This window comes from Neorhizobium turbinariae (assembly GCF_023223505.1).
Classification (GTDB): domain Bacteria; phylum Pseudomonadota; class Alphaproteobacteria; order Rhizobiales; family Rhizobiaceae; genus Neorhizobium; species Neorhizobium turbinariae.
Map to the genome: position 1 here is coordinate 125,386 of NZ_JALPRY010000024.1, position 20,192 is coordinate 145,577.

Genomic DNA, 20,192 nt, shown 5'->3' on the forward strand with positions numbered 1-20,192 from the left:
CGTTCACCCTGATTAGCCCACGGTCTCTCGTTCAATCTCGTGGATCGCAGCGCGTGCGAGGAATCCGGAGCGCGATAGGCCCCGTGCTTCGGCATAAGCATCGACCGTTTGCAGCACGTCTTCCGGTAGCGTGATGTTGATGCGCACGGCCTTGGCAGCGGAGGTCTTCAGGCTCACCAGTACCGCCACGCCGTCCTTGTTTGACCGTTCAGCCATGATGCATTCCAGAGTCGAGGGCTCTGGAATGGCGTCACCGTCCGCGATCATTCCTTCGACATGAAAAGCCAACGCTTCTTCGGCCATCTGCCGCGCCTCGTCCAGCGTGGGTGCAGCCGTTATAAGCCCCGGGAAGTCCGGAAAGGATACGCCGTAGTCACTGTCCGGTTCCTTGTGGATGAGACCGATGTAGTTGCTCATAGGCTTTACCTCAGCTTGATGCCTGCCTGCTTCTCGATGCTGCGCAGCGTACCGAGCGGGATGTCCCGCTTTGGATGTGGGACCGTTGCTCGGCCCGGTTTTACAGGATGTTTGAACTGGATGTGGCTGCCGCGTTGAGCAACTTCAACCCAGCCATCCTTGCGCAGCAGTGCGATGACCTCGGCGCTCTTCATCATCCAAACCTGTACACATCGATACACATTGTCAAGCTGAGGCTCATACGGAAACCATTCAGCAATGCTTGCCCGGAATACTCCTCGTCGACAATGAAGGAGATTCGCTCATGGCGCGCAGCAAATCCGGTTCGAGACGCAAAAGCACCAGACGGCCTGCCAAGGCGACGGGATCCGAGCTTTGGCCGTGGCTCGCCGCCCTCGTGGTGGTCGGTGGCGGTCTTGCGCTTCATGAAAATTCCGCAGCGGCCAAGCGTTTTGTCTCCAGCCACCTGACGAGCAGCAAGCCAACCGCTGTTGCGGGCAAGCCCCTGCCAGTGCCTGCCAAGCCGGTTCCGCCCGCGCCGCTTTCCGCCAGCGTATCGGGTGATAAGGCACCCAAGCCCGCGACAGCGCCCGAGGTTCGTCGCAACGCAGCGCTCATTCCGCCCGCGCCGATCGGCAAGACGGGCATGGACGAGCCCAGCAAGCCACAGATGGCAAAGGCCGATCCGAAGATTGCCGGCGCCTACCAGGGCAAGTTCTTCCTGTGCGGCACCGCCAAGCAGGATGACTGCGTCGTCTCGGCCGATCGCTTCGTCATCCATGGCCAGAAGATCCGCCTTGTCGGCATCGAGGTGCCGGATATCAAGAAGCCGCGTTGCGAAACAGAGCGGATCAAGGCGAGCGATGCGGAACTGCGGGTTCGTGCCTTTCTTGATTCCGGTCCGTTCGAACTCGTCACCTGGGCCGGCAATGATGCGGAGGTTGATGGCCACCAGCTGCGCGAAATCAAGCGCAACGGCATGGCGCTCTCGGATATCCTGGTGCGCGAGGGGCTCGCCAAGCGCCCCGGCAGCGGCAAGGGTTGGTGCTGACCGACTGGCCGCGGCTGACGCCCCCTTAGTGCCAACCTTCCTTGACCGTCTCCATCGCCACGTTTGTTGATGTGCTTGCCACATGCGGCAAGGTGGAGATGCGTTCGCCCAACACCCGGCGATAACGGCCGATGTCGCGGGTGCGGATCTTCAGCAGGTAGTCGAAGCGGCCGGCGATCATGTGGCACTCCTCGACCTCGCGGATCTTCTTCACGGCAGCGTTGAAGCTTTTCAGCACGTCCTCGCTCGTATTGGAGAGTTTCACCTCCACGAAGGCAATGTGGTCGAGCTGCATCTTCGATGGGTTCAGCACGGCACGAAAACCTTCGATATAGCCATCGTTCACCAGCCGCCGGAAGCGAAGCTGGCACGGCGTCTTTGACAATCCGACCTTTGCGGCAAGGTCGGTGATCGAGATGCGGCCGTCCTGCGCGAGGATCTCGAGGATCTTGCGATCGAACTGGTCAAGTTCACTAAAGACGCCGGATTCTGTAGGCATTTTGGTTTCCTTCATGAGACGAAAGAAGTCCCTATCAGTCTCACCGTGCGCTCTTCAAGTCAGATTGTCTCGCACCTTCATGCTATGAAGGAGGCATTGATCTCTTGCCCTCGATAGGTTGTCCATGCCGAAGTCTGCCGTTGAAGCTGCTCCGTCCCGTTCCGATGCGCCCTTTGCGGATTTCGCGCCGCCCATCCGCCCCCAGAGCAGCTTACGCCAGGCGATCACCGCCGCTTATCGGCGGCCGGAAACGGAATGTCTGCCGCCCCTCATCGAAAAGGCGAAGCTTCCCTCGGACCTGAAGCAGCCGGTGCGTGCCACGGCCCGCAAGCTCATCGAGGCGCTGCGCGCCAAGCAGAAGGGTACCGGCGTCGAAGGCCTGGTGCAGGAATATTCGCTCTCCAGCCAGGAGGGTGTCGCCCTGATGTGTTTGGCGGAAGCGCTGCTGCGCATCCCCGATACGGCAACGCGCGACGCGCTGATCCGCGACAAGATCTCCGAAGGCGACTGGAAGTCGCATGTCGGCGGCGGCCGCTCGCTTTTCGTCAATGCCGCGACCTGGGGGCTGGTCGTCACCGGCAAGCTCACATCCACCGTCAACGACCGCAGCCTTGCCGCGGCGCTGACACGCCTCATTGCCCGCTGCGGTGAACCGGTCATCCGTCGTGGCGTCGACATGGCGATGCGGATGATGGGCGAGCAGTTCGTTACCGGCGAGACGATCGACGAGGCCCTGAAGCGGGCACGTCCGCTCGAGGCACGCGGTTTCCGTTATTCCTATGACATGCTCGGCGAGGCCGCGACGACGGCGGCGGATGCCGCGCGCTACTACCGCGACTATGAGAACGCCATCCATGCGATCGGCAAGGCGTCCGCCGGGCGCGGTATCTATGAAGGGCCGGGCATCTCGATCAAGCTGTCGGCGCTCCATCCCCGTTACACCCGTGCTCAGGCAGGACGGGTGATGAGCGAGCTCCTGCCGCGGGTGCGCGATCTGGCGCTTCTGGCCAAGCGCTACGACATCGGCCTCAATATCGATGCGGAGGAAGCCGATCGCCTGGAACTGTCGCTCGATCTCCTCGAGGAACTGAGCCTCGATGAGGCGTTGAAGGGCTGGAATGGCCTCGGCTTCGTGGTGCAGGCTTATGGCAAGCGCTGCCCCTTCGTGCTCGACTACATCATCGATCTCGCGCGCCGCGCCGGGCGTCGCATCATGGTGCGGCTGGTGAAGGGCGCATATTGGGATGCCGAAATCAAGCGCGCCCAGTTGGAAGGCCTCCCGGACTTCCCCGTCTATACCCGCAAGGTTCATACAGACGTCGCTTATGTCGCTTGCGCCCGAAAGCTGCTTGCGGCCGGTGACGCTGTCTTCCCGCAGTTTGCAACCCATAATGCACAAACGCTGGCGACCATCTATCATCTCGCCGGGCCGGACTTCAAAACCGGGCGCTACGAATTCCAGTGCCTGCATGGCATGGGCGAGCCGCTTTACGACGAGGTGGTGGGCGAGGGGAAACTCAACCGTCCCTGCCGCATCTATGCGCCCGTCGGAACACATGAAACGCTGCTGGCTTATCTCGTGCGTCGCCTCTTGGAAAACGGCGCCAATTCCTCCTTCGTAAATCGTATCTCGGACCCGAAGATCTCTGTAGATGAACTCGTTGCCGATCCCGTCGAGGTGGTGGAGGCCATGTCGCCGGTCGGGCGTCCGCATGACCTGATTGCCAACCCGCGCGATCTCTATGGCGCCGCGCGTGCGAATTCCGCCGGCATCGACCTTGCCAATGAAACGGAACTCGCGCGACTTGGCGCCGATCTTGCCGCAACGGTTGAAGTGCACTGGCAGGCCAAGCCCCTGCTGGCCGACGGCTCTGAAAACGGCACGACGAATATCATCCGCAATCCGGCAGACCACGAAGACATTGTCGGTGAGGTGACCGAGGTCGAACCGCAGGATGCCGCCCGCATCGCAGCGATGGCCGGGGAGGCCGCTGCCGAATGGGCGAAGGTGCCGCCCGCGGAACGTGCCGCCTGCCTCGACCGGGCCGCCGACATCATGGAGGCGCGGATCACCAGCCTGATGGGCATCGTCATCCGCGAAGCGGGCAAGTCTGCGCCGAATGCGATCGGCGAAGTGCGCGAAGCCGTTGATTTCCTGCGCTATTACGCGGAGCAGGCGCGCCGCACGCTCGGGCCGTCGCATGCGCCGCTCGGTGCCGTCGTCTGCATCAGCCCCTGGAACTTCCCGCTTGCCATCTTCACCGGCCAGGTCGCGGCAGCGCTTGTCGCGGGCAATACTGTCATGGCAAAGCCCGCCGGCGTCACGCCGATCATCGCGCATGAAAGCGTCAAGATCCTGCATGAGGCCGGCGTGCCGCGTGGCGCCCTGCAGTTCGTGCCCGGCGGCGGCAGCCTCGGCGCCGCATTGATAGATGCGCCGCAGACGGCGGGCGTCATGTTCACCGGCTCCACCGGCGTTGCCCGGATGATCCAGTCCCAGCTTGCCAACCGCCTTTCGGCCGCCGGAAAGCCGATCCCGCTGATTGCCGAAACCGGAGGGCAGAACGGCATGATCGTTGATTCTTCCGCCCTTGCCGAACAGGTGGTGGGCGATGTCATTGCGTCGGCCTTCGACAGCGCCGGCCAGCGCTGCTCGGCGCTTCGGGTTCTCTGCCTGCAGGAGGATATCGCCGACCGCACGCTCAACATGCTGAAGGGCGCGCTGCAGGAGCTTTCGATCGGCCGCACCGACAAGCTCAGCATCGACATTGGCCCGGTCATCACCGCGGATGCCAAGGCCGGCATCGAACGGCATATCGAGGAAATGCGTGGGCTCGGCTGCAAGGTCGACCAGCTGCCGCTGCCGGAAGCCACCCGTCGCGGCACCTTCGTGCCGCCGACCATCATCGAGCTGAAGAACCTTTCCGACCTCAAGAAGGAAATCTTCGGGCCGGTGCTGCATGTCATCCGCTACCGCCGCGAGAACCTCGATCGCCTGATCGATGACATCAACGGTTCGGGTTATGGCCTGACCTTCGGCCTCCATACGCGCCTTGATGAGATGATCGCGCATGTCACGAGCCGCGTGAAAGCCGGCAACCTTTATGTCAACCGCAACATCATCGGCGCGGTTGTTGGCGTGCAGCCGTTCGGCGGGCGCGGGCTCTCGGGTACGGGTCCCAAGGCCGGCGGTCCGCTTTACCTCGGCCGGCTCGTGCAGAAGCCGCCGGTGCCGCCGCAGCACAGCTCGGTGCACATGGACCCAGCGCTGCGTGACTTTGCCACCTGGCTTGCCGCCAAGGGCAGGACCGCCCATGCTGATGCCGCGCGCGAACTCGGCAGCCAGTCGGCGGTCGGTTTGGTGCAGGAGCTTGCGGGCCCGGTCGGGGAACGCAACCTTTATGCGCTGCATCCGCGCGGTCGCGTGCTGCTGACGCCGGAAACCGAGCAGGGGCTCTATCGCCAAATGGCAGCAGCACTTGCCACCGGCAACCACCTTGTCGTGGATGATCGCCCCGCGCTTCGCCAGGCATTGAGCAACATCCCGCCGAGCCTTGCGGCGCGCCTGTCCTGGACGGCTGACTGGAACGCGGATGGTCCGTTTGCCGCCGCACTGGTGGAAGGTGACGGATCGCGTATCGCTGAGATCAACCAGCGCATCGCCGCGCTCGATGGCCCGCTGGTTCTTGTCCAGGCGGCGACGACGGCCCAGCTGGAATCCGATGTCGAAGCCTACTGCCTCAACTGGCTGGTGGAGGAGGTCTCGACCTCGATCAACACGGCAGCCGCCGGGGGAAATGCGAGCCTGATGACGATCGGTTGATCCCATCACGAGAGCCAGGAACAAGAGCCAAAGCTGGTCGTTCTCTCCCGTCACAAGAAGGAGAGACCAATGGCACATGCCGAAGACGACCAGAGCAAGGTTTGGGCACTCGCCGAGAAGATCGGGTTCTGCATGCTCACCACGCAGTCGGGCGGCGACCTTCGTTCGCGCCCGATGTCTGCCTATGCAGAGCGCAGCAATAACGCCTTCTATTTCCTGACCGACGTGGCGAGCCACAAGGACGAAGAGATCGCCCGTTACCCGGCCGTCTGCCTCGCCTTTGCCGATCCGAAGGGGCAGACATATCTGTCAGTTTCGGGGACCGCCGAGATCCAGAACGATCGCGAAAAGATCCGCGATCTCTGGGCAACGCCGGCCAAGGCCTGGTGGGACAATCCGGATGACCCGTCGATCCGCATCCTCAAGGTCACGCCGACCTCAGCGGAATATTGGGATAGCCCCGGCACCGTCATCAGCTATGTGAAGATGGCGGCTGCCGCGGTCAGCAATACCCGGCCTGACATGGGCGAAAACGTCAAGGTCGGCATGTAAAGACAAAAGGCGCCGGAGCTTCCGGCGCTTTTCCGCATCGTTCAAGGCTGGCCGATGCCGCCGGCCGCGCCCTAAACCTGGCCGGTCGCATGACTTGCATCAGCCGTAGCCAATTGCACCTAGTCGTCGTCCGACAGGCAGTTTATCGCCCACTCTGGGCCTTCAAGCGCATCGGCAATCACGGCCGCCCGTCCCGTGCCGGAATCGCCACCGGTGGTCAGCGCCCTGCGCCCGGCAAGCCACCCGGAGCCTCTGTAGCTTCCTCGCCGTGGACGGGCCGCGGATCCATCCTGTCCACAAGCCCGGGGAAGGGCTGCGACTGTGAGGGGAACGGCGGCTGCGGATATATCGTGCGCGGGTCGTCCATCTTGGTATCCATTTCCTGGGCGGATGCCGCCGATGAGCCCGGCGCCACGGCGGCCGCCGCGGCAAGCATCATCCCGCCCGCGCCCGCCATGGCGCGGCGCGTCACCTGAACCTTGTTGTCCATGTATGTCTCCTGTGCCCGACGAGCGGGGTCGAGCCCTGCCTCAGGCGCTGCGGGCCTGGGCCGGATGTTTGCCTTCCTCGAACTCCTCGACGATCTTGGCGCAGAAGGCCGGCAGGTCGTCCGGATTGCGGCTCGTCACCAGCCCCTTGTCGACCACCACTTCCTTGTCGACCCAGTTGCCGCCGGCATTGGTGATGTCGGTCTTCAGCGTCGGATAGGAGGTCACCGTGCGGCCCTTGACCACGCCGGCTTCCACCAGCAGCCACGGGCCATGGCAGATCACGCCGACCGGCTTTGCCTGCTCGAAGAAGGAATGCACGAAGGAAACGGTTGCGGCATCGGCGCGCAGCTTGTCGGCGCCGACGCAGCCGCCGGGAATGACGAGCCCATCGAAGTCGGAGGCGGAGACGTCGCCGACGGTCTTGTCGACGGTGTAGCTGCTGCCCGGGTCGAGGTCGTTGTTGTTGGTCTGCGCCTGGCCGGCTTCAAGACCGATCACCGTTACCGTGGCACCGGCGGCTTCCACGGCTTCCTTGGGCTTGTTGAACTCGGGCTCCTCGGTGCCGCGTGGTGCGATAAGGATGGCGATCTTCTTCCCTGCAAGGGTCATGTAATGCTCCACTCAAGTGAGGTTGGTTGAGGTTGTCGGGCCCCCAACAGGGAGAAGGCGACGAAGTTCCTCGCGCGGTCTCGCTTATGTGCAGCGCAGCAGGGATAAGCAGGCGCTGTACGCCAGCTTGTTGGGTTCAACAGTAATCGGAAATCGGGCGGCGGCCGACCCAGAAGGACCGGCCTGAGCAGGCGATTAAGACGAGACACACTTGGAAATTTGAGCGCTGATTTTGTTGAATTTTTCTGGGCATGAAACCAGCCCTATGTCACGTTTGCGAGCGGAGATCTGACATGGTTGCTCCAGCTTTAGGCCAGATTCGACACAAAAAAGGGCTCCGGCATTGCTGCCGGAGCCCTTTTCAACACTTTGTCCGTTAGCCTTCCTAGCTTAGGGAAGCCTTGAACTTCTCCACGTCCTCCCGCCGATAGAAGGTCGCAATGCGTCGACCCCTGCTGGTCCAGACGGGAGAGACTCCTGCTGCGTCCAATGCACGCTTCAGTACGTTATGCTTCATCCATCCCTTGGACAGTTCTGCCAGGCTTGCATGTTCCTTGAAGAACGCGTCGAATGATTCCTGTTTCACCACATCGTAGTCGAGACCGTTCCTGGATTTGAGGCGAAAGGTTTCGAAGAAGCCAGAGTCAAAGAAGTCGGTGCCGGTTGAATCGTAGAGGCCCAACTTCTCCTGGAACTCGTGTCTCTTCAGGCCATCAACACGCTGCTTGAATTCGGCCTGCAACTCGTTGATGTTCAGCAACAGTCTTGCAAGGCCGACGAGTTTCTTGTTCCTTGAGAGGTAGCGGGTAGGAAGCTTGCCCTGCGCAAGTGCGATGACGATATCCGCGATCGTCACTGTCGCTTTCTGCCAAGCGTGCTTGAGATCCACGAGATCTCCTCCGGGTTCCCTTTCTTCCAATCCTTCCGTCAAGCGTGTCATTAAAGCGTCCAAAGCGGTTCTGGAAAACTGCAGCTTCATGCCGCGCTTAGTGCCGTAGATCTGTTCTAGCAGCCCGGTCCTCCTGATCGATCGCACCGTACTTTCCGTCAAGCCCATCCGCTTGGCGATGGCCTGAATGTCAATTGCATCATGATAGGCCCCAGCGGCCGCTTCTACTTCCTCTACGCGGCACAGGATCTTGTTGTCAGGCTTATCGAGATCCTCTTCCGCTATCGCGCCGCGTTCGAGTAGAATCTTACGCAGTGTTCGCCCGTCGATTCCGAGCGATCCCGTAGCGGTGTGAATGGAGTGCCATCTGCGAAGGCCTCCTCCCCCGAGAAAGTTGTCTTCTGGCCCGATTGGGAGGTGGTTCATCGCATGCTCCCGGAGGATACCGATCAGCGGGCGCAGTTCAGGGACATCCAGCAGCGGTGAGAGGCGGTCCTGGAGTTCTCCGTAGAGACCGCGCCCCTTCGCAAACTTATCCTTGGCTAGGCGACAGATGACGTGAAGATCGGCGTCGCGTGCTCTGCACAGACTTCGTTGTGGTTCGCAAGCCAGGAGATGCGAATATGCGGCCTAAGCTCCCAGTCGCCCACACCCGTCCGCAGGTCTGACTCGATGCACCGAGGGCAGAAGCGGGGAGAGGTCCAGTGAACGTTCCGACCCAACATCCGGATCTCTGCAAACTTCACGAAGCTTCGACCGTCGTAGCTCAGATAGTGTCCGCCTAGTGTCGCCTCGTCGAACCCGGTGATCTGCGAGATGCGTTTCAAGGCGGCGCTGGATTCGACCCTGCGCCGGACATTGAAATTCATGTGTCTTCCGAACTGCGCCGCGCTGGACGCGCCATTGGCTGCGGCCAACCGGGAGACATACGTCTGAAGCGGTTCCAAAGGGTGCATCACGGGTACACGGGACAGCTTGCTCATCGTCCCTCGACCTTCTTCCTGGAAGAGCCCTTCTGGTCATCGGTGAGACGTGTGCCAAGTGAAACTGCAAGCGCGTGCTGCGGCTGAATCTCTTCCCAGTTGTCCCTCAGGAACACATTCTGCGACTTCAGGCTCGCGTTGTGGAGTGCATAGAGGTCGGCATAATGCTGCATGGTGACGCATACACCATGGTGAAGATCGAGGCATCGTGGAAGGGGGTTCACGACTGGGCGGATGCAGAAGAGGTGCTTGCAGTGAAGACTGCAGTGGTGATGGTCATCCCTGAAGGAGCACAGCCACCGCCGACCATCAACGTGGCTCTTGATCGAGTCGTTCATGTAGGAGAGGTTCATCCGGCTCATCTGGCAGCCGCGTTCAAGACTGTGCGTGGCGCCAAGGTCGACGCAGGCGTCGCGGCCGCTCTGCTCGCCCATCGGCCCGAGGTTCTTTTCCAGGCGTTGCGTCCGGGCCGTCCCATCTCCCACGCGCTCGCGCGGCTGAACGCGCTGAAGCCTGAAGTGCCTGCGGTGGAAGCCAATGAGCTCGGCATCGAGGATCTTCCCGGCTTTGGCTCGGCACGAGACTGGGCGCTGAACTTGGCTGCAGATCTCGATGACTGGCGTTCAGGCCGCATCCGCTGGACCGACGTTGACTGCGGCTTGCTGCTCAGCGGACCGCCAGGCACGGGCAAGACCATGTTTGCCTCTGCCGTGGCGCGAACGTGCCGGACCAAGTTCATTCAGGCGTCGAGCGCTCAGTGGCAGGCGGCCGGACATCTTGGCGACTATCTCAAGGCGATGCGGAGGAGCTTCCGGGAAGCGGCTCAGAATACCCCGGCCATACTCTTCATCGACGAGTTCGACGCGGTTGGTGACCGCTCCAAGTTCTCCGGTGACAACGCGAATTATGGAGTCCAGGTAGTGAACGGCCTGTTGGAGGCGTTGGACGGTGCGGATAGGCGAGAAGGCGTCATTGTAATCGCCGCGACCAATGATCCGGACGCCATCGATCCTGCACTCAAGCGTCCGGGGCGGCTCGACAGGCATGTCGCAGTCACACTTCCAGAGTATGACGATCGCAAAAAGATCATCTCCATCCACTTGGGTGCAGAGCTGCCGCCAGACGTCCTGGCGACCGCGGCCCGGGCGACGAGCGGCTTCTCGGGGGCGGATCTGGCTCAGCTCGCCAAGGACGCCCGGAAGATAGCGCGCCGTGGCAGAAGGGCGATCAGTCCGGAAGATGTTCTCGCATTTGTCCCTCCTCTGCTGGTGCCTGATATCGAGACCAGACGAGTACTCGCCGTCCATGAGGCGGGACATGCCATCGTCGGGCTAGACTTGGCGTTCGGGACTATCAAGTCCGTCGTGGTACCGCACCATCTGTCTCCGCGGTCGGGCAGCATGGGGTACGTCGAATGGCTACGCGAGCCCAATCTGTATAGGTCCGAGCGTTCATATCGACACGAGATCGCTGTACTTCTTGGAGGCCTAGCTGCGGAGCGGATTATCCTCGGTCAGATCCACGACGGCGCTGGAGGCGGAGAAGATTCTGACCTCGCGCGCGCCACAGACATAGCGACACTGATGGTCGCCTCCTTTGGCATGGGATCGCTTGTTTACCAGCATGCTTCCACTCCCAGCGAGCGAATGGAACTGAGGAATTCAGACGAGGGAATCCGTCAGCGGGTGGAGAAGGTTATGGCACACTCCCTGCAGCGCGCCGAAGGCATTATCAAAGGCAGGCGCCACCACCTCGAGATCCTCGTCGACGCTCTGATTCGAACCGAAGTCGTAACCGGCGAGCAGATCGAGGAAGCGCTTCGCAGGGGCTGACTAGAGCTTAGTATATGGACGTTGGGGGACTTTAATCTGGATGCTCTGGCAACCGGCCATGAAGGCCGCGGTCGGATTGCTAGCGGGATGCCGCAAACGTATCCACATCGATAGTGTGCGAATCCTTGCCAGATTCGAGAATTCGACAACCCTCTCCTTTGGAAATCCACTCACCGGCCTGTCGGCGGCTGCGGCCATGCACCGCGTTATCGGATACGACGAAGTCTCTTGTGAGCGGGACAGTCGATCAACGAGGCTCTTGTGCACGATAACTGCGAGTGGGTCGAGTGTCCGACGTTCCGTTCGTTCATCAGATCAAGTTGATTGCCGTCCGTTCATGGTTGCGACCAATTCCCCGAATGGTGGGACTGAAGCACCCTTTAACTAGAAACCCATCGAGAGGCTCTATGGGTCCCTTTGTTTCGGGTCGATGGGCCCCAACGTCTGCCTGCTACACGCAGAGTGCAAACAGGTGGGAAGCTCGTTAGGTACAGTGTGGAGCCGGCAGCGTTAGTTCGGGCGTACCGCGCCCTCGTAGTAGTCGCCCTGGTCAATGGGCGTCTGGGCGGGCTCGCTGGCGGATTGACGATAGAAGGGGGGCGAGGGCAAACCGTAGCGGGTCGTCGAACCGGTGCGTAGCATATCGGTCGATCCTTCCTCCCCGGGATCGTCGTGTGGAGAGATACCCTCGTAATACTCGCCTTCTTCGGCGAGAGTGGTAACCGGCAGAAGAGCTGAAGCGGCCAAAGCCAAGATCGAGATGACAAGATTTTTCATGTTCGGATTCCCTTGTTGTGGCGATCGGCTGCAGGTGCGACCTTGTCGATCGATGTCATGAATGAACTGGAGTTGATGGATAGCCGGCAAGCTACTTTTCGTCGTCGCCGAACGCGGTTGTCTCGGCGCGGACAGCCTCGGTACTCAATGGGTGCTGACGATACGCCGATCGATCAATTGCAGGTTCCGATTTTCGTCGAGTCGGTAGGTCTCTTCGACCTCCTGGCCGTAACGATCAAAAAATCTATGTGGGACCGTGCTGCCGATAGGTGCTTTCATCAACATACTCATAGGCTGGCCGCCAAAAGTAATGCTTCCGGGGATTGGCTCGATCGCTAGGGCGGGGCTGCCCATGCTTACCGCTGAGATTCCTAGCAAAGCGGCAATCTTAATCAGTTTCATGTGGCCTTCTCCTTTCGTGGGTGAGAGTCTTCCGGCGACAGCTACCAGGCTGCCGGATGCAAGCATTTCAATGTCGTGGGTTGCGTGCGAAGACGGATTTCAAAGCAGGAAATCATTTCATCGGGATACCGCTGCCTGCCGGAGCTTAACTGTGCAGATGGCGGGCAGTCAGGCAGATGTCCCGGCGGGTCCGGCGCCATACCAACGGAGTGCATCCCACGAAGCGTCGGAAAAGATTGCACAGGCGGGCCTGATCCGAGAAGCCGCAGATCGATGCGATATCGGATATGGATTCGTCTGACTGAAGCATCAGGATCTGCGCCAACTCAATGCGCTTACGCAAGATGTAGGTGCGTGGGGATTCGCCGAAACTCGCTCTGAAAGCGCGCGTGAAATGACTGACGTTCAATCGACAAAGTCCCGCGAGGGTTTCGACCCTGATAAGGTTGGCAACGTTCAACTCGACGAATGCGACGACGCTTCGGGACTGCCAGGGTACGAGCCCCCCTCGGACCAGTCGCGGCTCGGCAACAGCTATCGTCGGATGAATGTCGCCGCGATAGAAAGTTTTCGGATTTGGCAGAGCGCCGTTAAGTCGGCCGGTCAGCCGAATTGGACGTGTCGCATCTGTTGTCTCAGTATCCCGACCGACTGTCGTTCTCGGGACCGTAGCTGGAAGAGTTGACATGACGCGTTCTCCTGGGTTTGGGACGCGTTCAGGCTCTCATCAACTGTGAGTATTTCCTATTATACGACAGTGTTGCCGATACTATAGGGTAACCTCGGACCGCTGTTACTGGTGGCGCCCGTTACGTGCAGCATGCTTTTTCTATCCTTCGTTCCTCTTTTCTATCCCTCGTTGACCGACTGGGCTTGCGACCTGCTCCGACTTGACAGAATATTACGCCGTTTTTGTTGAGTGAGGTCCGTATTGGCGGCCAAGTATTCCGAGCCTCCGAAGCCCAGTGGGCGGATCAGGATCGAGCCTGCGTAGGACAAGAACATGTTACATAGCCGTTGTGAAAACTAGGTATGGAAGCCGACCTCCGCAGACTTTTCGATGACCTGCCAGGTTTGGTCTGGGCATGCGGACCAGACGGCGTAACTAATTTCGTGAACCGTCGCTGGCGCGACTATGCGGGTATAACCATCGATGAGCTGCGGGAGAGCGGCTGGATCGCAACAATTCATCCGGACGATATTCCGGCTGTCCGTGCCGCTTGGCGCAACGCCGTCGAAACAGAGAGTTCTGCCGAGTTTGAGATGCGCCTTCGCCGTTTTGACGGAGTCTATCGGCGCTTTATCGTCAAGGCAGAGCCGTTCCACGACTCCGAGGGCCGTATCGGCGGCTGGTTTGGAGTTAACTCCGACATCGAAAGCCAAAGGCGTGCTGAAACGGAACTCGAAGCAGAAAAGCAATTGCTTGAGCTCGTCGCCCACGGTGTCGCTCTTCCCGAGATCCTTCATCAGATCTGTCTTCAGGTTGAGAGAATTGCACCAGGTTCTCTCTGCAGCATCCTATTTTCCGATCCCGATGAGCTTCGCTTTCGGCTCGGCGCCGGCCCCAATCTTCCAGCACCCTACAATGCTATCCTCGATGGATTGAAGATCGATCCGTTCTTCGGTCCATGTTCGCTGGCGATAACAACCAAAACAACGATATTCGCAATTGACCCCCCGACCGACCCTCGTTGGAGCGCGTCGGCTTGGCCAGGCATGATGACCGAGTTCGGTCTGGGCTCTTGCTGGTCGGCGCCGATCATCGGGAGCGGTGGCCAAGTTCTCGGAATCTTCGCCATCTACAGACGTGAGTGCGTTGGACCTACTGCTGAAGAGGAGGAGCTTATCGATCGGTTCGCCAAACTCTCCGGCATTGCGATGGAGCGTGCGAATTCTGACGCGATGCTGGCTGCCAGCGCCGCCGACCTTCGGCGCGCAAATCATTTTTTGGCGGGCGCCCAGAGGCTAAGCAAGACCGGCAGCTTTACCTTGGATCCCTTGTCGGATGAACAGGTCTGGTCGGATGAAAATTACCGGATTTGGGAGTTCGATCCAGCCGTTACCCCAACGATGGAAATGGTTCGAGCAGCCATTCACCCGGAAGACCTCGATGTAACATACAAGGCTTTTGAAGACGCAATCCACGCTCGTGAGAACGTCGATCTATTCTATAGAATCGTGACCCCCGTGGCCGGGGTCAAGTATCTTCATACCGTTATGGAGGTGATTCCCGAGATGGCAGATCGGCTGATTTATTTGGGAAGCTCCCAAGATGTCACCGACATCAAGCTTTCTGAGATCGCATTCAGAGAGAGCGAGTCAAGTTTAGCCAGGGCTAACGTTCAACTTAGCGCCGCCCAGCGTCTGAGCCAGACGGGAAGCTTCACCTGGGACTCGAAGACGCTTGAACTGAATTGGTCGGAGGAGAACTATCGGATCTGGGATTTCGACCCTGCTATTTTGCCAGACATGGCTATGATCGTCGATGCGCTCCATCCGGAGGACCGTGCGACCGTCCTAGAGGGTATCGAGCGAGCGGTGCACGATCGGTCGGCGTTCGACGCTCACTATCGCGTCGTCACTCGCAGCGGAGCCGTGAAATACCTGCATACCGTCAGCATGCCAGTTCCGGAGATCACGAGTCACGCTGTCTTCCTAGGTAGCACGCAGGATGTAACAGACACTAAGCTCACGGAATTGGCGCTGAGGACGCGCGAGGCCGAACTCGAGCGCACGAATAGTTATCTCACGGCAGTTCAGCGGCTAAGCCAAACCGGAAGCTTCACTTGGGATCTGGAGCAGGACGAGCACAACTGGTCGGACGTGATCTATGAAGTCTTCGGCTTCGAGCCTGGTACGAACGTAACCATGGAAATGATCGCTGGTGCGATCCATCCCGAAGACATGATAAATGTGGAGGCGTTGCTTCGAGGGGCCGCGATGGGCCAGAAGTTCGCTTTGGAGTTCAGGGTTCTAAGGCAAAGTGGAGAAATGCGGTATGCTCAGGTGATTGGTCACCGTGTCGATCAGATTTCTGACCGACCGGTATTCATGGGAGCATTGCAGGACATCACGTCACGGAAGCTGGCGGAGGCCGAGCTGAACCATGCGCGGGCGGAGCTTGCGCACGTTGCGCGTGTAACAGCGCTTGGTGCACTAACCGCGTCGATCACCCATGAGGTTAGTCAGCCCTTGGCTGGTATTTTGACAAACGCTAGTGCATGCTTGCGAATGCTAGCGGCCGATCCCCCCGATCTGGATGGCGCAAAGACGACCGTCCAACGGACCATCAGGGACGGGAACCGCGCGTCTGAGGTAATCAAGCGCTTGCGGGGTCTGTTCACCCGAAAGCCGCCAATTCTGGAGTGGATACATCTCGGGGATGCGGCGCGAGAGGTGCTCGCCCTGTGCTCAAGTGAGCTGCAGCGGCGAGGCGTGTTCGTGCGAACAGATCTGCGAGGAGGTCTTCCTTCAGTGCTTGCCGATCGGGTCCAAATACAGCAGGTTATATTGAACTTAGTACTGAACGCCGCTGATGCAATGGCTCAGGTGGACGGTCACGGCCGCGAATTGCAAGTATCGAGTTACGCCGAATTCGGTGGCGACATCGTCCTGTCTGTGCGGGACGCCGGCGTTGGGATTGATCCGAGCGGTGTCGAGCAGCTTTTCCAGGCTTTTCACACGACTAAAGAGAATGGCATGGGAATAGGGCTATCTATCAGCCGCTCCATCATCGAGGCCCATGGAGGCCGGCTTTGGGGAACGCCAAATACAAACGGACCGGGTTCAACGTTCGCGTTTTCGATCCCACGTGATGCCAACGCTGCCGAACTGGGCCGACGTTGAGCAAACGTCAGGTATGCCTCGATTGCCAGGCCGTCGCAATCGGCTTGGAGCGCTCGACGCCGGCTGCTTGTTGAGAAATGAGTTACCTCATTGATGATCCATGCGGCAATCCGCTGAAATGTCACAACGCTCGCCAGCGGCCATGGTCCTGTTAGCTGGATGGAATATTCGATTGGATCCCGCCTTTTCCAAGTTGTGGGATGCTGAATGCCACGGTTACCCCGTGGTCCGCATTCGCACGGGCCCAAAGACGGCCGTTGTGGCTCTCGACGATTGAACGACTGACCGACAGGCCGATGCCCATTCCCTCCTGTTTTGTCGTATAGAAGGCGTCGAAAATTTTGCTTTCCTCGTGCGTTCGGAAGCCAATCCCCACGTCGCTCACGGAAAGTTCAACCGCGCCCCCATCCGTGGCGACGGTCTTGATGATGACACGTTTCTGACGATCGGAAATGTGGGCCATTGCTTCGATGGAATTACGGAGCAAGTTCATCACCACTTGCTGGAGCTGAATGCGGGCGCCTGCGATCCTAGGGAGGCCTGCACCCAAGTCGGTTACTATGGAAACTCTGTTGCGTTGCAGATCACTCAGTGCCAGCGCAATCACTTCCGTAGCAATTTCGTTGATGTCGATCGCCTCGGTCACAGGCGGTTTTCTGCTGAAAAGCGCCCTGAGGCGAACGATCACGTCGGCGGCTCGATTGGCGTCGCGGATCATGCGGCGCGCGGTTTCCGCGGCGAGTTCCAGCTTTGGAGGTTCCACATTCAGCGCTCGAACACATGTGCTAGCGTTGGTGACGATCCCTGCAAGAGGCTGGTTTACTTCGTGCGCGATCGACGCCGTCAAGACTCCGAGACTTGTAACTCGGGTGACATAGGCAAGGTCGGAACGGGCTTCGTTCAGCGCCTCTTCAGCTTTACGGCTTTCAGTTATATCTTGCACCGCTCCGATCAGTTCCGGGTCACCATCCTTGTTCTTACCGCTATGCGCCAGAACACGGACGTTCTTGGTCGACTGATCGGGCATCACCAATGTGATTTCGTAATCGAAGTCCTCGCTTCGATGGCGGGCGCGGTCGATCACCTCAAGTACGATTGACATGCTGTCTGGATCGAGACGAGATAGAACCGTGTCCAACGTCACGTGTGTCGAGGGATCGACGCCGAATATCCTATAGGTCTCATCCGACCACGTTATCTCGTCACCGTTGAGTTTGAACCAGAAGCTGCCTGTTTTGCTTAGACGCTGGGCGTCCACAAGGAAGGCCTCGCTACGTCGCAATCGCTCCTCGGCACGTTTTCGGTCATCGATATCGGTCAGAAGCCCGTACCACCGCACGATCCTGCCATCGGCGTCTCGGAGCGGCAGTCCCCGAAGCTGAAACCAGCGCCAGACGCCGTCGTGCCTCAGAAAGCGAGTCTCGTAGTCGTACGGTTCGCCCGTGGCGATCGATCCCATGAAGCTATCGATGCATAGCTGAAGATCGTCCGGATGAGTAATGCCGTTGGTAGCCCAGTTGTTGAGAGCTTCGAGGGGGAGCTGAAAATAGTCGAGGATCTGCTGGTTGCCGCCGATCAGTTGGGCGTCGGGAGAGAAGATGGCAATCATGCCAGCGATGCCGTCCACAATAAAACGAGACTCCCGTTCCCGTTCCGACAATGCCCTTTCGGCTAGTTTTCGATCCTCAATGTCGATGTTTGTTCCGTACCACTTGATGATAGAGCCATCGGCGTCGCGATATGGAGTGGCGCGAAGAAGAAACCATCGATATTCTCCGTCGAACCGCCTGACGCGGGCTTCGAAGTCTGCCGGAGTGCCCGATCGAAGGCAAGCTTTCCATGAGGCTACAAGATCATCGGCATCGTCGGGATGGAGCGCGGATTCCCACCCGCGTCCCTCAGCCTCTTCGGGTTTGAGGCCGGCATATTCCAACCATCGGTCGTTCACGAAATCCCAATATCCATCTGGACGGCTTGTCCACACCGTCAGTGGCAATGCGTTGATGATCTTCCGGAGCTCGAACTCGGAATCCTTGAGAGCCTCTTCTGCGCGTCGTCTGTCATCGACGTTCACATGCATTGAATACCAGCGAATGATAGTCCCGTCTTCAGACTTCAACGGATGGCCCGTAACTTGAAACCATCGATACACTCCGTCCGCGCCGAGCAGCCTGACCTCCTGGTCAAAAGAGTTCCCACTGTCGATAGCGAGGCTCAGAGCTCCAACCATGCGAGGCATGTCCTCAGGATGCACAACGTCGGTCTCCTCCCACCGACCTAGGTCATCCAGCGTTCGGCCATAGTATCGCATCAGATGACCGTTCACCGCTTCGACTTCGCCGGTGGGGGAGAGTACCGCGATTCCAGCCGGAATGCTTTCTACGATAAGACGTGCCTCACGCTCCCGCGCCGCCAACTCGATTTCCGCACGTTTGCGATCATCGATATCGACAAGCAGATGGAACCAGCGCAGAATTCTTCCATCAGTATCCTTGAGCGGCAGACCTAAGACATTGTGCCAGCGATAAACGCCGTCCGACCTGAGATGCCGGCTCTCGACATTGTAGAAGGTCTCATTGACGTGTGCAGCGAGCTGATCGTCGATGGTGGACTGCAGATCGTCGGGGTGCACGACCTCCGTAGCTTTCCAATTTTTCAACTCCTCCAGGCTCATGCCGAAGTAGGCGAGTGCCGAGTCGTTTAAAGCCTCCACATCTCCGCTCGGAGTCGTTACAGCCACCGGAACCGGGATGCTGTCCACGATCCGCTGGAAATCGGCCTGCACCTGATGGGCCCGAAACTTGGTGGTGCTGTGATCTTCTTCGGCGAGGGCGTACCATCTCACAACCTTCCCGCCATCTTGCATCGGGCTACAGCGAATTTTCAGGGTGGAAACGTCACCGGAGCGATGGCGACATGGCACGTCGATTTCGAATGGCTCGCCCTCCAATATCAATGTTTTCCATTTCGCGCGAACTTCGCCGCTGTTGCGAACGACATCAGCCGCGGCTAGCTGATAGGGATCTGGCCATGTGTCAGGTTGCCCTATGATCCGGGCCAACCTTGTGTTGACGAAGTCAATACTTCCATCCGGTCGAGCGGACAAAACCAGTCCCGGTAGTGCGTCCAGAACCCGGACGAGTTCCAATTCCATGCCTGTCCTTTCGCGGCCAGCGCGCTTCGGACGATTTTGCCCCATTCGGAGATTGCGGGATATTGTCCAATGGTGTTGGTTGAACGGCTCCTTAACCGAGAATGGTTTCGAGCGTCTCTTGCAGGGCAACGTCGCTAAATGGTTTGAAGAGGCATGCGACGGCGCCGTTCTGGATAAGCTGAAGGCTTTCGCTTTCATCCTTGTGGGCAGTGATGAACACCACCGGTATCTTTTGGCCCCGCTTTAGAAGCTCCTCGTGCAATTCTGGTCCGGACATACCTGGCATCGCGACGTCCAGAATGAGGCACTCGGTCCTTTCCATCCATCCCGAATTTAGAAATTCCGCGGCAGACGAGAAGGCCTGCACCTCAAATCCGAAGAGCCTTATCAAATCGGGAAGGGACTCTCGGACGGATTCATCATCATCAACGACCGAGACAAGTGGTAGGCGCTTCATTTGTTTCCTGTCGGGTTGAAGGCACGGTAGTCCCGCGACAATTCCCAGGCTGAAGGATCCCAGGCCGGGTTGCGGCCGCGCGATCTTAGCATCTCCCTCGCTCTCCTCCTATGAGCTTCGGTTACAGAGTAGTTTAGCTCCTGTCGTCTGAAAGGGAATAGGAGAGCCCCTGAAGCTAAACCGGTGATCGAGAGAACAAAGCCGTAAGTTCCCATCTACCCACGGAAGGGCGCGAAAGTGCCGCGGACGTGATAGGTGCGAACGCAGCAGGCTGAGCGCCTGAGAGCGCGCTCCGTTGCAAACGTCACTTTTCCAGGAAAGCCTCTCCCAAGGAGACTTTTGAGCCTAATCATCCGGTAGCCTTTCGTATCCATCCGGCGTGGGCCGCACCGCTTATGATTTTGGCTGGT

The 20,192-nt window shown here is 59.3% G+C and carries 18 protein-coding genes; 5 read left to right on the forward strand and 13 right to left on the reverse strand.

Going from position 1 to position 20,192, the window contains the following annotated elements:
* Window positions 1-12: 12 nt before the first annotated feature.
* Both M0654_RS19815 and M0654_RS19820 read right to left on the reverse strand, forming a co-directional pair.
* Entirely contained in the window at window positions 13-417 is a 405-nt protein-coding gene (locus M0654_RS19815; RefSeq protein ID WP_248684546.1) for a type II toxin-antitoxin system HicB family antitoxin, read from the reverse strand.
* 5 nt (window positions 418-422) lie between these two features.
* Window positions 423-611 carry a type II toxin-antitoxin system HicA family toxin gene (locus M0654_RS19820; protein ID WP_118851589.1) on the reverse strand — a complete coding sequence of 63 codons (189 nt, stop codon included), beginning with the start codon at window positions 609-611 and terminating at the stop codon, window positions 423-425.
* A gap of 110 nt (window positions 612-721) precedes the next feature.
* Here M0654_RS19820 and M0654_RS19825 point away from each other — a divergent pair, with 110 nt between their 5' ends.
* Window positions 722-1,468, forward strand: coding sequence for a hypothetical protein (locus M0654_RS19825; RefSeq protein WP_248684547.1), 747 nt, complete (start codon window positions 722-724; stop codon window positions 1,466-1,468).
* Between the two features lie 25 nt (window positions 1,469-1,493).
* Here the strand turns inward: M0654_RS19825 and M0654_RS19830 are convergent, their stop codons facing one another.
* Window positions 1,494-1,967 (reverse strand): Lrp/AsnC family transcriptional regulator, encoded by a 474-nt coding sequence (locus M0654_RS19830; RefSeq protein ID WP_248684548.1) that lies wholly within the window; start codon window positions 1,965-1,967, stop codon window positions 1,494-1,496.
* Window positions 1,968-2,091: 124 nt separating this feature from the next.
* Here M0654_RS19830 and putA point away from each other — a divergent pair, with 124 nt between their 5' ends.
* A complete protein-coding gene (putA, locus tag M0654_RS19835; RefSeq protein WP_248684549.1) occupies window positions 2,092-5,790 on the forward strand; it encodes a trifunctional transcriptional regulator/proline dehydrogenase/L-glutamate gamma-semialdehyde dehydrogenase in 3,699 nt (1,232 codons plus the stop codon).
* Window positions 5,791-5,859: 69 nt separating this feature from the next.
* Window positions 5,860-6,342 carry a pyridoxamine 5'-phosphate oxidase family protein gene (locus M0654_RS19840; RefSeq protein ID WP_248684550.1) on the forward strand — a complete coding sequence of 161 codons (483 nt, stop codon included), beginning with the start codon at window positions 5,860-5,862 and terminating at the stop codon, window positions 6,340-6,342.
* Between the two features lie 217 nt (window positions 6,343-6,559).
* Here the strand turns inward: M0654_RS19840 and M0654_RS22895 are convergent, their stop codons facing one another.
* The 5 genes from M0654_RS22895 to M0654_RS19865 all read right to left on the reverse strand — a co-directional run bounded on the left by M0654_RS22895 (window position 6,560) and on the right by M0654_RS19865 (window position 9,487).
* Window positions 6,560-6,832, reverse strand: coding sequence for a hypothetical protein (locus M0654_RS22895; RefSeq protein WP_313791093.1), 273 nt, complete (start codon window positions 6,830-6,832; stop codon window positions 6,560-6,562).
* A gap of 40 nt (window positions 6,833-6,872) precedes the next feature.
* Window positions 6,873-7,442: a type 1 glutamine amidotransferase domain-containing protein gene (locus tag M0654_RS19850; RefSeq protein ID WP_248684551.1), complete on the reverse strand. Its 570-nt coding sequence runs from the start codon at window positions 7,440-7,442 to the stop codon at window positions 6,873-6,875.
* Window positions 7,443-7,827: 385 nt separating this feature from the next.
* Window positions 7,828-8,757, reverse strand: coding sequence for a hypothetical protein (locus M0654_RS19855; RefSeq protein ID WP_248684552.1), 930 nt, complete (start codon window positions 8,755-8,757; stop codon window positions 7,828-7,830).
* Window positions 8,758-8,873: 116 nt separating this feature from the next.
* Complete coding sequence (locus M0654_RS19860; RefSeq protein ID WP_248684553.1) at window positions 8,874-9,314, reverse strand: TniQ family protein; 441 nt, start codon at window positions 9,312-9,314, stop codon at window positions 8,874-8,876.
* Complete coding sequence (locus M0654_RS19865; protein WP_248684554.1) at window positions 9,311-9,487, reverse strand: hypothetical protein; 177 nt, start codon at window positions 9,485-9,487, stop codon at window positions 9,311-9,313. Before M0654_RS19865 ends, M0654_RS19860 begins: the two co-directional genes overlap by 4 nt.
* A 15-nt stretch (window positions 9,488-9,502) precedes the next feature.
* Between M0654_RS19865 and M0654_RS19870 the strand changes: the two genes are divergently transcribed.
* Window positions 9,503-11,146, forward strand: coding sequence for an AAA family ATPase (locus tag M0654_RS19870; protein WP_248684555.1), 1,644 nt, complete (start codon window positions 9,503-9,505; stop codon window positions 11,144-11,146).
* Window positions 11,147-11,656: 510 nt separating this feature from the next.
* On the opposite strand, the gene M0654_RS19875 is transcribed toward M0654_RS19870, so the two are convergent.
* From M0654_RS19875 to M0654_RS22960, 3 genes are all read right to left on the reverse strand, one after another.
* Window positions 11,657-11,923, reverse strand: coding sequence for a hypothetical protein (locus M0654_RS19875; RefSeq protein WP_248684556.1), 267 nt, complete (start codon window positions 11,921-11,923; stop codon window positions 11,657-11,659).
* A gap of 144 nt (window positions 11,924-12,067) precedes the next feature.
* On the reverse strand, window positions 12,068-12,325 hold the full coding sequence (locus M0654_RS19880) for a hypothetical protein (protein WP_248684557.1): 258 nt from the start codon (window positions 12,323-12,325) through the stop codon (window positions 12,068-12,070).
* A 145-nt stretch (window positions 12,326-12,470) separates the two neighbouring features.
* The gene (locus M0654_RS22960) at window positions 12,471-13,013 is read right to left on the reverse strand and encodes a helix-turn-helix domain-containing protein (protein ID WP_390920875.1); all 543 of its coding nucleotides are present in this window, start codon (window positions 13,011-13,013) and stop codon (window positions 12,471-12,473) included.
* Window positions 13,014-13,357: 344 nt separating this feature from the next.
* Here M0654_RS22960 and M0654_RS19885 point away from each other — a divergent pair, with 344 nt between their 5' ends.
* On the forward strand, window positions 13,358-16,171 hold the full coding sequence (locus M0654_RS19885) for a PAS domain-containing protein (protein WP_248684558.1): 2,814 nt from the start codon (window positions 13,358-13,360) through the stop codon (window positions 16,169-16,171).
* Window positions 16,172-16,322: 151 nt separating this feature from the next.
* On the opposite strand, the gene M0654_RS19890 is transcribed toward M0654_RS19885, so the two are convergent.
* Window positions 16,323-19,325 carry a PAS domain-containing protein gene (locus M0654_RS19890; protein WP_248684559.1) on the reverse strand — a complete coding sequence of 1,001 codons (3,003 nt, stop codon included), beginning with the start codon at window positions 19,323-19,325 and terminating at the stop codon, window positions 16,323-16,325.
* Window positions 19,326-19,416: 91 nt separating this feature from the next.
* Complete coding sequence (locus tag M0654_RS19895; RefSeq protein WP_248684560.1) at window positions 19,417-19,782, reverse strand: response regulator; 366 nt, start codon at window positions 19,780-19,782, stop codon at window positions 19,417-19,419.
* Window positions 19,783-20,192: the final 410 nt, after the last annotated feature.

Excerpts from the sequence above, each read along its gene's own strand:
- M0654_RS19815 (WP_248684546.1), bottom strand. The coding sequence starts at position 417 with ATGAGCAACTACATCGGTCTCATCCACAAGGAACCGGACAGTGACTAC.
- M0654_RS19820 (WP_118851589.1), bottom strand. The coding sequence starts at position 611 with ATGAAGAGCGCCGAGGTCATCGCACTGCTGCGCAAGGATGGCTGGGTT.
- M0654_RS19825 (WP_248684547.1), top strand. The coding sequence starts at position 722 with ATGGCGCGCAGCAAATCCGGTTCGAGACGCAAAAGCACCAGACGGCCT.
- M0654_RS19830 (WP_248684548.1), bottom strand. The coding sequence starts at position 1,967 with ATGCCTACAGAATCCGGCGTCTTTAGTGAACTTGACCAGTTCGATCGC.
- putA (WP_248684549.1), top strand. The coding sequence starts at position 2,092 with ATGCCGAAGTCTGCCGTTGAAGCTGCTCCGTCCCGTTCCGATGCGCCC.
- M0654_RS19840 (WP_248684550.1), top strand. The coding sequence starts at position 5,860 with ATGGCACATGCCGAAGACGACCAGAGCAAGGTTTGGGCACTCGCCGAG.
- M0654_RS22895 (WP_313791093.1), bottom strand. The coding sequence starts at position 6,832 with ATGGACAACAAGGTTCAGGTGACGCGCCGCGCCATGGCGGGCGCGGGC.
- M0654_RS19850 (WP_248684551.1), bottom strand. The coding sequence starts at position 7,442 with ATGACCCTTGCAGGGAAGAAGATCGCCATCCTTATCGCACCACGCGGC.
- M0654_RS19855 (WP_248684552.1), bottom strand. The coding sequence starts at position 8,757 with ATGAACCACCTCCCAATCGGGCCAGAAGACAACTTTCTCGGGGGAGGA.
- M0654_RS19860 (WP_248684553.1), bottom strand. The coding sequence starts at position 9,314 with ATGAGCAAGCTGTCCCGTGTACCCGTGATGCACCCTTTGGAACCGCTT.
- M0654_RS19865 (WP_248684554.1), bottom strand. The coding sequence starts at position 9,487 with ATGCAGCATTATGCCGACCTCTATGCACTCCACAACGCGAGCCTGAAG.
- M0654_RS19870 (WP_248684555.1), top strand. The coding sequence starts at position 9,503 with ATGGTGAAGATCGAGGCATCGTGGAAGGGGGTTCACGACTGGGCGGAT.
- M0654_RS19875 (WP_248684556.1), bottom strand. The coding sequence starts at position 11,923 with ATGAAAAATCTTGTCATCTCGATCTTGGCTTTGGCCGCTTCAGCTCTT.
- M0654_RS19880 (WP_248684557.1), bottom strand. The coding sequence starts at position 12,325 with ATGAAACTGATTAAGATTGCCGCTTTGCTAGGAATCTCAGCGGTAAGC.
- M0654_RS22960 (WP_390920875.1), bottom strand. The coding sequence starts at position 13,013 with ATGTCAACTCTTCCAGCTACGGTCCCGAGAACGACAGTCGGTCGGGAT.
- M0654_RS19885 (WP_248684558.1), top strand. The coding sequence starts at position 13,358 with ATGGAAGCCGACCTCCGCAGACTTTTCGATGACCTGCCAGGTTTGGTC.
- M0654_RS19890 (WP_248684559.1), bottom strand. The coding sequence starts at position 19,325 with ATGGAATTGGAACTCGTCCGGGTTCTGGACGCACTACCGGGACTGGTT.
- M0654_RS19895 (WP_248684560.1), bottom strand. The coding sequence starts at position 19,782 with ATGAAGCGCCTACCACTTGTCTCGGTCGTTGATGATGATGAATCCGTC.